Below are 13,745 nucleotides of genomic sequence, written 5' to 3'. Positions count from 1 at the left end.
GTTTAGCTCAATCCGTTCATGGTGCCGGTGCTGCTGGCGAATTGGTCGATTTCCAATCCGAACTTTTGCAACACGGAAACGTAAAAGTTTGCGAGTGGGTAATTGTTCTGCTGGCTGAACGCCAGGTGCCCGGCATGCTGGAACGGTCCGCCGCCGATCATCACGGGCATATTCTGGTTGCTATGGTTGGAGGCGTTTCCAAGGTTGCTCGTCAACATCGTCGTGGTGTCGTCGAGCAGGCTGCCATGGGCGTCATCGACCTGAGCGAGCGAACGCATGAAGTCGCCCCACTGGTTCACGATGGCCTCTTCGACGATCGCGAGTTGTGAGAGTTTGGTTTCGTCACGTCCATGGTGGCTGAGGGAGTGGTAGGCTTGACTGACCCCATCGATGGGCACCACGCCGCCCGTGCCCGGCAGGTGCAGTGTAATGAATCGTGAGGAGTCCGTCTGCAACGCCAACTTCACGACATCGCACATGGTTTTGAATCGGCCGATTAAGTCGTTTGGGTTGCGGATATCGACCGGCTGTTCCGCATCCACTTCGGGTTTGGGGCGCTGCGCCCATGCTTCGGATTGCTGCATCCGTTGCTCAAGGCCCCGGACGCTAGTGAAATAGGAATCGAGTCGATCGCGATCGCCACGTCCGAGCGTTCGTTGTAGGGATCGAGCGTCGTCGGCAACGACATCCATGATGCTGCGTCCCTGGCGAACCCGCGCGGCCTGCTTCGTTCGTTCTACAGGCGAATCATTAATGAACAGCTCGGCAAACAAGGCCGCCGCCGAGGTCGTCGGTGAAATGGTCGCGCCGCTATCGGTGTAGCAGGGGCTGTTGCTGCCGCCTGTCGCGAGCACGAGTGAGGGAAACCGGGTCGCATCGCCAAGATGCTTCGCCAGCAACTGGTCGATGGAAATGGTGTTGACCGCGCGCCCCGCCGAACCCATCGGTGTGCCAGTCAGAATGCTTGCTTCGGCCCGGTGTCCGCCCGTCACATCCGGATGCGACACGCCCGAGGCAACGGTCAATCGGTCGCGTAGGTCTGAGAGCGAGCGAAGGTAGGGAGAGGGTGTGTATTGTTTACCTTCCTCTTTGGGCATCCAGTTTTCACTGACCAAACCGAGGCCCACCGTCACGGCCATGAATCGCAGTGGTTGGTCGCGGGGGCGATCGAGGCCATCGACGTCGCGGGCGAAGGCAGGCCGCATCGCCGAAAGCCACGGCAGGCTCATCGCCACACCGCTGCCACGGAGCACCGCCCGGCGATGCAATTGCTTTTGGAAATTAAACTGAGTTGTCTGCGATTTCATCGCGAGATCCTATTTATTGAGAAACGTGTCCGACGCCACGACAGCATGCAAGATCGAACGGAATCCGTGGTCCGTGTCGCCCGTTTGATCGACGATCCGATCGAGAACGGGGCGGTCTGAAAATTGAATTTTTGCTCCTGTTGCAAACACGAGAAACTGGGCAGCCAGATTCGCCGCGAGCCGTTCGTCGTCAGCGGCGACGAGCTGACGAAACTCATCAAATGTTTGAAATGATTGTCCGTCGACCATGGTGTGGCCGGGATCGACGCGCGGGCCAGGCTTGTAGCGGCCCTTTTGAAGTTGAAGATAACGCTCTCGCCATTGCCCACCGGCGTCAAAGACCTCAAGGGCAAAGCCCGGCGGATCAAAGCTCTTGTGACATGCTGCGCAAGACGCATTCGATTCATGCTTGGCAAGCAGATCACGGATCGTGGTCGCCCCACGAATGTCAGGTTCCACTGCGGGGATATTACTCGGAGGAGGTGGGATCTCTTCCCCAAGCAAACGCTCACAAACCCAAATGCCACGGACGACAGGTGAGGTGTCGTTGCCGTTAGCGGTGACTTTGAGAATGGATCCCTGGCTGAGTAGGCCACCGCGATGCGAACTACGATCGAGGGCTACGTTCTGCATCTGCCCGCCGAGCGTCGCTGCACCACGAATCTCATCGACGCTGATGCCGTAGTACCGCGCCAGCCGTTCGTTGAGGAAGGTTTCATCGCTATCGACGAGCCGGGCGATGGGGCGGTCTTCGTCGAGCAGTTTTTGCAGAAAGAGATGCGTCTCGGCGAGCATCGCGTTTTGCACGAGAGGATCGAAATCACGAAACAGTCGCCGGTCCGGTTCGGTGAAATCGATATCAACCAGATCAAGCCATTGGGCTGCGAAGTTCGCGATAAATTGCTGCCCGCGGGGCGTCGCGAGCAGTCGATCGGTTTGCCGGCGGAGCTGGGCCGGCGTGTGCACCTTGGATTGCGAAGCGGCGTCAAGAAGCTGGTCGTCGGGCATCGATCCGCATAGGAAATAACTCAATCGAGACGCCACCGACCAATCGTCGAGTCGCCCGCTCGCGTCGGTGTTTTCGCTCGCGTCGGCATATTCGCAGAGGTACAGAAATCGTGGCGAGCAGAGGACCGCTCGATATCCGGCGCGGACTGCTTCGACGTAGGCGGGTTCACGACCCTCACCCGCGGATAAATTTTGTTTCCACGTGGCGGTGGCGAAGTCGATGAATGGCGACAGATCCTCACGCGGGGTCGGCCGGCGAAAGGCACGTTGGGAAAAACGTTCGATCTGTTCACTCAGTCGCAACTCGACGTCGGCATCGCTAAGATCGGAGAGGTCCGGTAGGCTGCGTTTTGTCGGTTTGTCGTAGCGAAATGAATCCTGATCGAACAAACGAGATCGAACCGTTGGGATGTCGCCGCCAGGATGAATTTGTTGCATCCTCAGGTGATGCATTGCCAGCCCAGGGATGTCCTGGCTTTCGCCTTCGCCGAAGCCAACTTGGCCGCCTTGGAAACGGCCGCGTGGCAGCGTGGCATCAGCGGGGCGGATTTCGAGCTTGTGATTTTTCGGGATCCATGCGTCCCAGGTCATTGTCTGGGGTTGCTCGGTGGCGCGGAAGTCACCGATCCAGTTCAGCAGCGGAGCGCTCGAAACGCATTCGCCACTGCGAACACTGCACCACACACCAGGCTCGGAGGACAATGAACTCGTTTTCGCCGCTTGACCAGCGGTCGGTCGGACGGCGGATGCGGTTAACGTGATCCGGTACCAACCTGGATGGCGAACGGTCGTCGAGTTGATGCGGCCGTAAAAAGTCATGCCACTCGACCAGATCACGGCGAGGTCGTCGCGGAGTTCCGGTTCGCGATTGCGGCGTCCTGGTTTCTTGTCCGCGATTTTGGATGGCCCGTAATCAAGCGACAGGTCTTTGGGGGGCAGCATCGCACGATCCATTGCCGCGTCGAGCGCCGCATCGACGACCCGCAGGTGAGTCTGCAATTGGAAGTGAGACATCGTTTGCGAATCCGCCAAATGGACGAAGCCACTGGTACGGGTTTCCGGGGGCATCAGCCTGGCTAGAGGCACGTCTATTCCGAGCAGATCCTGCAAACTGCTCTGCAGCTGCATGTTCGTCAGCCGGCGGCCTTGGACGCGACCGTCGCGCTGCCGGTACCACCGAGCGGCGTTGTTGAGGGCGTCGCCGGTGGCGGGCAGGAAGGACTTCAGCTCCCGGCGTTCCAAAACGCCGTCCTCTGGCGGCGGCATCTCCCCTTTTTCAACCCGGTCGTAAATTCGCACCCACGATTCGTAGTCCTGGGGGTCGTCGAGCGTTCTCGTCAGGGACGAGACATCGAAATCACCCTCGCCCCCCGGCCCGTCATGGCAATCAAGACAGTGATCCTGTAGGAAATTCACGGACGATTTTGGGATTTCACGTGCCGCTGGCGACTCGGCCGTAGCCGTATCGACCAGCAGGGCAAGGCCGCAGACGACAAGCCACGCGAGAGCGACCGGCAGGCTAAAAAACGTGCGCATGATCGAGAGAACGGTGATAGAAGGGCGGGCGGGTGACTGCGGTGCGCGGCGGGATGGAAAGGTGCGAGCAGTCCAGGGGAACCTCAATTCTAACGTATTGAATACGCTATTGGAATCGAATTCGCATCGCGTCAGTTCGTTTCCGAAGCAATTGCATTGCCTCGGCAGGGGCAGGTAAAACGCTCAATGGGCCCCGGTCTCATCGGGGAGTGGATATTTTTCTGCGTTGCGGATCATTTTGGCGCGGAGTGTCGTTGCCAGGTCGATATCGAGTTGGTTGGCAATCGAGAGGAGGTAGGCGAGGCAGTCGGCGACCTCCTCACCCACGGCCACACGCGTCTCGGGATCGTCCATGATGGCGAGCGATTGTTCGGGCGTGAGCCACTGGAAGTGCTCCATCAATTCGGCCGTTTCAATGGCCAACGACATCGCCAGATTCTTCGGGTTGTGAAATGAGTGCCAGTTTCGCTCGTCGACAAATTGTTCGACAACCATTTTGAGTTGCTCGACGGTCGTATGGTCGTCATTGGGGTCAGCGGTGGCGTTTGGGGGGGCATTCATGCGGCGGGCTCGAAGGGTTCGCAGAGGGTGTGTGGGTTGCGTTTGCGATGCCGGTTATTCCGGTTGGCCGCAACGTAGCGATCGCAATTGAGTTGACAGTGCGCATTGAGGCAATCGGTGATTGGCGACGATGATGAGGTCGGTACGGGCAACTCACACGCTACGGAGATTGTCCCCACGTTCGATTACGAATGGACTCGTATGTTTTCGCCGATTACTTCCTGCCGCCCGTCTCGCCAACACGCCAGTTCTCGCGGGGCGGCATCATGGCTGGTGGGCTGCATTGTACTTGTGGTGGCGGTCGCCGGTTGCCAGACGCCGATCCGGGCGCTCGTGGGCGGCAATATGGACCTTGCTGGCAAGATGGGGATCGATGGCGACGTCAGGATGAGCGGTGAGATGGTGACGGTCTCACGCAGCGACAATACGGCCTCGCCGATTCAAAGCGTGGTGGTTGACGGTCGGGCAGGAAGTACGGGCGGTCGGATTGCGATCGTTGATGTGGACGGCTTGATCGTCAACCGCAACTTCAGTGGCCTGAACTCGATGGGTGAAAATCCGGTTGCGATCTTTCGGGAAAAGATCCGACGGATCGAATGTGATGGGTCGATTTCCGCCGTGGTGCTGCGGATCAACACACCCGGTGGTGGTGTGACAGCGTCGGACATTCTCGCACATGATGTGACCCGATTGAAACAATCCCGGGACATCCCGGTCGTCGCCTGTTTGATGACCACAGGCTGTGGCGGTGGGTATTATCTCGCCACTCATGCCGACCAAATCATTGCTCATCCGACTTCGGTCGTCGGGGGCATCGGCGTGATCCTGAACAGCTACAACATGGAAGACACGTTGGGGCAGTACAACATTATTCCGGTGCCGGTGAAATCCGGCGAAAAAATCGATTTGGGATCACCACAGCGGACGATGAAGGTTTCCGAGCGAGAAATCTTGCAAGTGATGGCGGACCAATTTCATGAGCGTTTCATTGCTCAAGTCCAGCGTTCACGCGGTACCAAACTCCGCGTGGGGCAATCGCCATTGGCACTCGGCTTGAGCGATCAGAAGTTGGGTAGCGATCCCGACGGCGACGAGCCAAATTCATCTAGTGACGTCGATGAGATTTTTGACGGTCGCGTGTGGTCGGGTCTGCAAGCCGTTGAGCAGGGTTTAGTCGACAGCACGGGGTACCTCGATGATGCGATTGATATCGCGGGCCGCATGGCCGGGTTGCCCGCCGACGCTCCCGTGGTGCTGCTGCGACGGGACAATGATCGGGCGTTGAGCGAATTTGACGTCACGCCGAACTCGCCGATGAGTTCGCTATTGCCGATCAGCATTCCGGGGCTCGATCGGGCCAAAATGCCAACCTTCTTGTACCTCTGGCAACCCGAGCCCAGTTTCGTCACTGCGGCTGGATGATTGTCGCGACTGGAGGTTTCGGCGTGAGGTTTCGGCGGGACAACTCTGCGTGAAGAGCCTCACGTCGCCGGGCGATGGAGAGACTCGCCGGTGGTTTCGCAAAGCGAACGCCCTCGGGGAATGTCTCGATGCGGCCTTTGTTATTTCGCTTGGGACCGGATGGAAACGCTGTTTGCGTGAGCGGTGAGTCCCTCTTTCTCGGCCAATCGAATGACGTCCGATGAGATCGCATGCGTGGCATCGTTCGCAAACGACGTGACGCTGCCGGACCGCAAAAAGCTGTTGACGGACAGCCCTTCGGCCCATTTGCATGTCCCGCCGGTGGGCAGGACATGACTCGGTCCGGCAGCGTAATCGCCCAGAGCAACCGGGGTGTGGTGGCCCAGAAACGCGGCACCACTGTTGTGAATGTTCTCGATCAATTCGCCTGGGCTGGCCGTTTGGATGTGGAGGTGCTCCGGAGCAAACGAGTCCGTTAACGCACAGGCTTGCTCGGCGTCGCGGACCAGAATGAGTGCGCCGAAATCAGCCAACGCATCCCGCACCAGATCGCTTCGCTGCAAATCGGCGAGCTGTGAGGTCAGTTCTCGTTGCACCTGCTCGATTAGCTGCGGATGCCATGTAATCAAGATCGCCGAACCGGGCGAGTGTTCGGCTTGGGCGAGTAGATCGGCGGCGACGAAAGCGGGGGACGCCGTTTCGTCGGCCAGCACGATGACTTCGCTGGGGCCGGCGAAGGAATCGATGTCGACGGTGCCAAACACATGCTTCTTGGCCAGTGCCACGAACAGGTTGCCGGGGCCGACGATCTTGTCGACCGCGGGCAGGCCATCACACCCGTACGCCATCGCGGCGACCGCCTGCGCTCCCCCGCAGCGATAGACTTCGCTCAGCCCGAGTTCGTGACAGGTCGCCAGCATGTCGTTGTTATAGGCACCAAATGGGGTGGGCGGCGCGACCACTGCGATCTCCTGGACGCCAGCGACCTGGGCGGGCACCGCTGTCATCAGTACGGTTGAAGGGTACGCTGCTGCGCCACCGGGAACACAGATGCCGATTCGCCGGAGAGGGACGTATCGCTGCGTTAAACGCACGCCTGGTCGAGGTTGAATCGTTACGTCGCTATGCCGAATCGCGGTCTGGAACTGGATGATATTGTCGCGAATTCGCCGAATCGATTGCAGGAGTTCCGGATCGGCCGCGGCGTGAGCGGCGGCCAAGTCGGCGGCGGGGACGCGTAAGCTCTGGGCGGTCAATTCCGCCCCGTCGAGGGCGCGGGTGTATCGCAGTAACGCAGTGATCCCCTCCGTCTGCACGTCCCGACAAATCGTCTCGACAACTTCGACGGGGCTGAGCGGTTTGCCGAAGACGGCCTGAGTGAGTTCGCGTCCGCGGGGGCTGACCAAGTCGCCGCGCGGGCTGAGCTTTTCACGAAGCTCGGCCAGCACGCCCTCGCCACCGTCGCGTGCATCGACGTATCGGATCACAGTTTCAGTTCGTTCAGACATTTTGAAGATTTGGGGTTGGTAGCGGAAGTGGTGTGGTGGCGGAGGAAAGGGACTCTATGCGATAACGTGAACGTCCCCGCAAGCCTGCGGAGCGATACGAGATCGAAATCGGCTGACCACGATCGCAAATTGCAAAATGATCGTTGCAAATTGTCAAACCCAGTCACGCGATTTGGGGGGCAATTTGCAGCTTGGATTTCACAACTTTTAATTCGTTCCAACGGTTTCCGTAGTATCCACCATCTTAGCGACGCGGTCCCCGTTTGCTAAGGCTCTCCCAGTCTCCCCGCCCTGCCATGATTGATTTGCGTAGCGACACGGTCACCCAACCCACCGCTGAGATGCGGCGTGCGATGGCCAACGCCCCGGTGGGCGATGGTGTGATTGATATCGACCCCACCGTGGACCTGCTCGAGCGTGAGACAGCGGCGTTGCTCGGCAAGGAGGCCGCTTTGTTCATGCCCAGCGGCACGATGACGAACCAGGTTGGTGTTCGGATCCACTGCGACCGCGGCAGCGAGTTTTTGTGCGAGGCGGACTGCCATATCTATCAATACGAGCAGGGAGCGTTTGCTCAATTGTCCGGTTTGGTAGCCCAGCCCATCGCGGGGTGCGAAGGGGTGCTCGGTATCGATCATCTGAGCGGGACCATTCGTCCCGAAAATGACCACATGGTCCGGACCCGATTGTTGTCCTTGGAGAATACGCACAATCGATGGGGGGGACGTGTGACGCCTCAAGACACGATCGATGAGGTCTGTCAGTGGGCGCACGACCACGGATTGAAAACACATCTGGATGGGGCTCGGATTTGGAACGCGGCCGCCGCCACGGCAATGGACCCATCGCGGATGGCCGCGCCTTTCGACTCGGTTAGCGTCTGTTTCAGTAAGGGGCTCGGCGCGCCTGTGGGTTCGGCGTTGGTTGGCTCGCAAGATTTCATTGCCAAAGCTCGTCGGGCGCGAAAGCTCTTCGGCGGCGCGATGCGGCAAGCCGGCATCATTGCCGCTGGAGCCCTGTACGCGATGCAACATCATCGCGATCGGCTGCACCTTGATCACGAGGCGGCTGAGCAACTCGCTGATACCGCGGCGGTTCACGCTGCGGTGACGGTGCGTGGCGGGCGGGTCGATACCAATATCGTTATGCTGGAGATCGATCCGTCGTGGGGGTCGGCTGCGGATTTGCAATCACGGCTGTTCGCTGCGGGGGTGGATAGTTTTGCCATGGGAGAGCAAATGATTCGGTTTGTCACGCATTTGGACGTGACGCCCGAACAAGTTGATCAGGCTTGCCGGATCCTGCGAGATGCCCTGACCACAGCGAGAGGTCCCTCTTGATCCGGTTGGCCATCATCGCCGGGGTTTTCGTGATTGCTGTGGCGGCGCGATGGCCCTCGTGCGGCGAGAGTTTTTGGGTGGATGAACTGCACACGGCGTGGTGTATCGCTGGAACGTTCGATCAAGTTGTGGATCGGGCGGCGATTGGCAATCAGCAGCCTGCCTACTTTGGCGTTCTTTATCTGTGGCGGTTCTGTTTGCCTGCGAGCGTGGTTGCGATCTACGGTACCGAGGCGGCACTGCGGTCGACGAGCGTGTTCCTCACCTCGTTTTCAGCGGCCTGGTTAGTGGCGATCGTGAGTGGGAAATACAACCGCGTGGCCGTCGAACGAGGGGCATCGCACCTCAGCCTGCTCGTCGGTGGTGCTGCCGCAGGACTGGCTCTCAGCCTCGAACGCAACGCGATTTTTTTCGGCACCGAACTGCGTCCCTACGCAGCGATCATGTTTCTCGCCACGGCGGCGTTGGCCCTTGGTCGTCGGCTGGCCGAGCCCGACGCGACTCGTTCGGTCGGCAGTTTCATTCCGCCAGGGGCGATCGGAATGGGTGGCTGCCTATCGCGGGTTGCCTTGCATGGAGTTGTGCTGATGGCTGCGGCGATTCACATCACCTCGCTGATCGTGCTGGCGCCGCAGATGTTGATTTTTGCGATCGGTGACGTGTGGCAACGTCCCGCGACATCGCCGTCCCGCCGCGCCGTCGTGCTCACGCATGTATGCGCTGGTTTGGCGTGGGGCGCGGTGGCTCTGTGGTGGCTCAACTCGCATCTTGGCCTATGGCAATCACGCGGCAATTGGGGTGCGTTTGCAACGGTTCATGGCTGGCGCGACGTGTGGCAGATGTGGCCGTGGGGGGCGCTTGTATTGGTCCCGGTTGCGGGCGCGGTGATAGGATGTCGATTGCCAGGTCGCTCTCTGCGTCAAGCGTTCGGTCAACGAAACGTACTGATCGCTTTGTTGGTTTTGGCGGGGGTGATCGGTTCGACGGTCGCGTGCTATCTGTTGACCGCCTACGCGGGCATCCCGCTGTGGCATCGCAGATACCTGATCGCGGCGCTCCCGTTGTTGTGCGCGTCGATGGGCTGGTTGATCGGAGCGATCGGAAATTCAGGCGTCGCTGTTGCCCACCGGCGGGGAGGAACGGGCCGCTTCAGGCCGGGCAACGCGAGTGCTGATTCCACGCCCAGCACTCTTCCCGCTACGCTCGAATCCCCCAGGGGGCGGTTGGAAGGTACCTGTGAGCGACCTGGATTCCCGATCTACCCATTGGGGCTCGCATTCGCCTGCGTCCTGCTGCTGACTTATCACCAGGGGACCGTGGCTGCGTGGCTGCGAGGCGAATCGCAATTGGCGCGCCGTGGCGAGAATTGGAGTTCGGCGGTGGCGTTCATTCGCAGGTCGGCGACCGACGGTGATCAGGTATGGGTTGATGCTGGTCTGATCGAACAGAACGGGCTACCGACGCTCGTGGCCGATCGGCCACGAGAAGCTTACTTGAGATACGTCACGGCGGGGCCGTATCGTTTGGGCGAGGGGGTTCGCGCGATCGGGATCGGACGCGGCGGGATCTCAGCGTGGCTCGCCCCATCGCCGGGCGTCTCGGCCGACCCGCCGCAGTTTTTACTCACACGGCGTCGATCTCGACAAATTGAACAACTGCCTGCTGGGATTGCAGGATACCGGTTTGGCAGCGTTACGGTTTTGATTCGACGATGAGGTCCCCGAGTACCGCACGCAACGGATCGTCTTGGGCACCGCAAAATCCGCGGTGCTCGCGCCGCCGCCAGCCTTCGGCATGCTCGAACTTTCCGCTGAACTGGCCCACATTCCGGGAGTCTTCGAGCATCGTCTCGAGATAGCTCTCCATGCCTTGGCTCTCATCGAGCCATTGTTTTTGGCTGGCGTGACAGCCCAACGCTTGGGTTTTCTTCTCGATGACCGAGGATGTGTTGACGAAGAAGTGGGGTCGGACGTACTCGCCGGTGGGCTGGTGGTTACCGAGCGGCTGGGCATGATAGACGGTGACCGGTTCGTAGTACGGCGCCGTTGCCGGAATGCTTTCGAGGTTGGGCATCCCGTGGCTAAACGCGGCGCTGACGGCGAGCTTGCAGGCGATCTCATGGTCTTCCATGTAGTCGATCGGCGAGTGGACGAGCACGACGGACGCTTTGGACTGGCGGACGACCGCGGTGACCTTCTGCAAATTTTCGGTCGTGTAGGCGATTTCCATGTCGTGGCAAATCGGCTCGTAAAACCTGGCGCCGATCAGATTTGCCGCGTTTCGTGCTTCGGTGAGCCGCGTCGCCGCACAGGTTTCGCGGTCCATCGTTGTGCTGCCGCGAGATCCGTCGGCAATGTTCATGTAATGCAGGTCCCAGCCTTGCTCGGCGAGCAATAGCATCGTCCCGGCGAACAGGAACTCAATGTCATCGGGATGAGCGGCAATGGCGAGAGCAGACGGCATGGTGGGTTCCTTGGCATAGCGTAAGACAGGCGTTCAGGATGTCAGGTAGAGCTCGGCCGAGCAGGACGCCCGCTCGGTTTGGGTCACTTTACGCTGACAACTACATTTCCACTGACTTTATCGCTGAGCACCCAGCGATCGGCAACCCGAGTAGCTCTGACGGGTGTTCCATCGACGAGTACCTGCGTGCTGCCTTCGCTCGCGGGGACATTCACGAAGGCGTCCGTCCCGTCGGGGAGTCTCAGCTCCATGTCGAATCCCTCTTTTGATTTCCAATCAATTTCGATCGGTCCATTGGGCGTGGGGACTTTGCCGCGTGCGTATTCCAAACCTCCGGTGCAAGGTCGAATCGATGCAGTCGTCCAAGCCGGTGAAGCCGGCTGCGCGCCGAGCACGTGACGAGGCAAGAGGTTGGCGGGGGCCGCCCCCCATGCATGGTTCCAGTCTTGGTTGGGTTTGTACTTCATGTCCCACGCTTCCCACGTGATCGATGTTCCGCTCTCAATCATGTGTTTCCAGCTCCGATCGTTGTCCGCCAGGATCAACTCGATGGCTTTATCATCCGCGCCGTGCATGAACAAACCATCGAGGAAATACTGAGCCGCATAGACCGAGCACTGCATGTCGCGTTTCCGCAGCCAATCGACCACACCGGCGACCTTGTCATCGGGTACTAAATCAAACGCCAACGGGATGAAGTTGGCATGGACGCTGCTATGGTCGGTGCCCACACCGTCGCGGTAGACACCCGCCTCCTCGTCGAAGAGTTGTTCTTGGAATGCTGCGGTGGCGAGTTTGGCTTGAGCTGCGAAGAGGTCCGCTTCATCGTCTTTGCCGACCACGCGAGCCATTTCGGCCATGCCGCGGAGCGCTTCGATGTGAAACGCATTGACGACGGTATTGATCTCGGTAAAGACGAAGTCGTCGCGTTCGGCCTGGGGCCAGTCGACAATGTCGTGCTTGGTGCGGTCTTGCTGGTCGCTACGGACCAACCCATCCGTGCCCGCACGCTGGAGCAGCGTCTTCGTTTTGAGTGATTCGTATCGCTCGGCCAGCCACTCGGGATCGCCGTGATTCATCCACTCGGCGTAGGCCATGAAAACCATGTGGGGTGCCCATTCGGTCGGCCAGGTGCCGTTTTCCATGAGCCAGTCGTAAGTTCTCGCCGCCATTTTTACGTCATCATCAACGGCGTAGTGGCTGAGTTGATTCAGGTACGCGTCGGCTTCGTAGGGAATCCGCTCGCGGTCACCATCGACGTAGACGCCACCGAAGGTCGTCGCTTTGATGCTGTATTTGCATAGTTCCCAGATGCGATTGAGAGTTTCGTCGGAGCACTCGAAAGAGCTCGCGTCGTCGTTCCAGCCGTCTGCGAACGCGGCCCGGCGGGTGATCGACTCGGGTGGCAAATCGCCCGTCAAACCCTCGATCTCTACCCAGCGAAAGGGCATGACCGGTTGCCATTCGGGCGGTGTTAGCACTGCGGGAGGGTGGGACCCAGCGGGATTGGTCTGCTCGGTGTTGCGTCCAACGATGGGGGCCGGAACAATTGTCGCGCCCGACGTGTTCGCCCGTGACGCCTCCGCCCGTGATACTTCGCTAACGCCGTAGCGCACAGTACCGGGCGGTTGGCGGTCGATGCGGTCACCCTGGAGTTTTTCACCAAAGTGAACTTTCACTGTTCCTGATATCGTGACGGAGTCTGGCACATCGATCGCAACGTTGCCAAAGGCGACTTTGCCAAAGTCGACGAGGCTCGTGGTCTCATTGATCTTGCGAACGCTGACGGGTGACTGCTCGATGAGTTCGACCGTTTCAGTGGCAGGAATGACTGGCAGTTCTTTGATGAATAGATTGCGAAAACGATAGGTTTGATCTTTTTCGCCATGATGCTGGATACCGATGTATCCGGACGCATCGGTATCATCACGCAGTTTCGCGGTCTGAACGCCGTTGAGTTCAATCGTGATCCAGTCGTCAATGCAGGTGATGACATACCGGTTCCAGCCGTTTCGGTGAAGGGCATCGCGAATTTCGGGTTTCGCGAACGCCGCTTTCGATTTTTGTTCATGCTTGAGGAATTGCTCCTCGGATCGACCTGCCGTGCTTGGCCAAATCCAGCCGCGCCGCGCTTCGTCGTAGAGACCGCCGGACCAACGACGATCCGAACCATCGCATTCGGCTTGATAGCCATAGACTTTTTTCTGCTGCTCCGGGTCGACGTGGCAGCGAAACATCACACCCGAATTGGCGGGCCCATCGGGCAGGTGGATGTCGACCGATAGTCGGAAGTTTTTGAATTTCTGTTGCGTGACGAGGAAGAACTTTTTGTCCGCGGTGAGATGGATCTCCCCGTCAACGACAGCGGCGTTGCCGTAGGAGTACGGGTTCCGCCAGCCGTTGAGGTTCTGCTTGTTGAACAGCGGTGTGTAGCCGCGGCTGAGCATGGCATCCCAGGTCAATGCCGGATCGACGTCAATGTTAGGTTTGCTGAGGGTGGAAACCGTCGGATCGGTGGCTGAGACGTTTGTCACGGAAACCAATGCGAACAACGATAGGGCGAACGCGTGCAGCGTGATGAAGAGTGTTTTCATAAGGTA

9 protein-coding genes are annotated in these 13,745 nt (G+C 59.4%); 3 read left to right on the top strand and 6 right to left on the bottom strand.

All coding sequences use genetic code 11. The annotated features are described in order from the left end of the window. Positions 1-2: 2 nt before the first annotated feature. The 3 genes from SH410x_RS25380 to SH410x_RS25370 all read right to left on the bottom strand — a co-directional run bounded on the left by SH410x_RS25380 (position 3) and on the right by SH410x_RS25370 (position 4,412). Positions 3-1,307 (bottom strand): DUF1552 domain-containing protein, encoded by a 1,305-nt coding sequence (locus SH410x_RS25380; protein ID WP_473671943.1) that lies wholly within the window; start codon positions 1,305-1,307, stop codon positions 3-5. A gap of 9 nt (positions 1,308-1,316) precedes the next feature. Then, the gene (locus tag SH410x_RS25375; protein WP_473671941.1) at positions 1,317-3,851 is read right to left on the bottom strand and encodes a DUF1592 domain-containing protein; all 2,535 of its coding nucleotides are present in this window, start codon (positions 3,849-3,851) and stop codon (positions 1,317-1,319) included. A 183-nt stretch (positions 3,852-4,034) separates the two neighbouring features. Further along, the gene (locus SH410x_RS25370; RefSeq protein ID WP_473671939.1) at positions 4,035-4,412 is read right to left on the bottom strand and encodes a nucleotide pyrophosphohydrolase; all 378 of its coding nucleotides are present in this window, start codon (positions 4,410-4,412) and stop codon (positions 4,035-4,037) included. Positions 4,413-4,529: 117 nt separating this feature from the next. Between SH410x_RS25370 and SH410x_RS25365 the strand changes: the two genes are divergently transcribed. Then, the gene (locus SH410x_RS25365) at positions 4,530-5,834 is read left to right on the top strand and encodes a S49 family peptidase (protein WP_473671937.1); all 1,305 of its coding nucleotides are present in this window, start codon (positions 4,530-4,532) and stop codon (positions 5,832-5,834) included. A 140-nt stretch (positions 5,835-5,974) separates the two neighbouring features. Here the strand turns inward: SH410x_RS25365 and hisD are convergent, their stop codons facing one another. Then, on the bottom strand, positions 5,975-7,342 hold the full coding sequence (gene hisD, locus SH410x_RS25360) for a histidinol dehydrogenase (protein WP_473671935.1): 1,368 nt from the start codon (positions 7,340-7,342) through the stop codon (positions 5,975-5,977). Between the two features lie 296 nt (positions 7,343-7,638). Between hisD and SH410x_RS25355 the strand changes: the two genes are divergently transcribed. Both SH410x_RS25355 and SH410x_RS25350 read left to right on the top strand, forming a co-directional pair. Further along, positions 7,639-8,682, top strand: a complete 1,044-nt coding sequence (locus tag SH410x_RS25355; protein ID WP_473671933.1) for a threonine aldolase family protein — start codon at positions 7,639-7,641, stop codon at positions 8,680-8,682. After that, complete coding sequence (locus SH410x_RS25350; protein ID WP_473671931.1) at positions 8,679-10,397, top strand: hypothetical protein; 1,719 nt, start codon at positions 8,679-8,681, stop codon at positions 10,395-10,397. The genes SH410x_RS25355 and SH410x_RS25350 overlap by 4 nt, the downstream gene beginning before the upstream one ends. Here the strand turns inward: SH410x_RS25350 and SH410x_RS25345 are convergent. Together SH410x_RS25345 and SH410x_RS25340 are read right to left on the bottom strand one after the other, a co-directional pair. After that, positions 10,375-11,145: a PIG-L deacetylase family protein gene (locus SH410x_RS25345; protein WP_473671929.1), complete on the bottom strand. Its 771-nt coding sequence runs from the start codon at positions 11,143-11,145 to the stop codon at positions 10,375-10,377. The two genes, SH410x_RS25350 and SH410x_RS25345, sit on opposite strands and share 23 nt — an antisense overlap. A gap of 83 nt (positions 11,146-11,228) precedes the next feature. Continuing rightward, positions 11,229-13,739 (bottom strand): family 78 glycoside hydrolase catalytic domain, encoded by a 2,511-nt coding sequence (locus SH410x_RS25340; RefSeq protein WP_473671927.1) that lies wholly within the window; start codon positions 13,737-13,739, stop codon positions 11,229-11,231. Between the last annotated feature and the right edge of the window lie 6 nt (positions 13,740-13,745).

The organism is Rhodopirellula sp. SH410 (assembly GCF_055811895.1).
The sequence above is the reverse complement of the archived record's forward strand: the minus strand, read 5'-3'. Positions and strand labels throughout refer to the sequence as shown.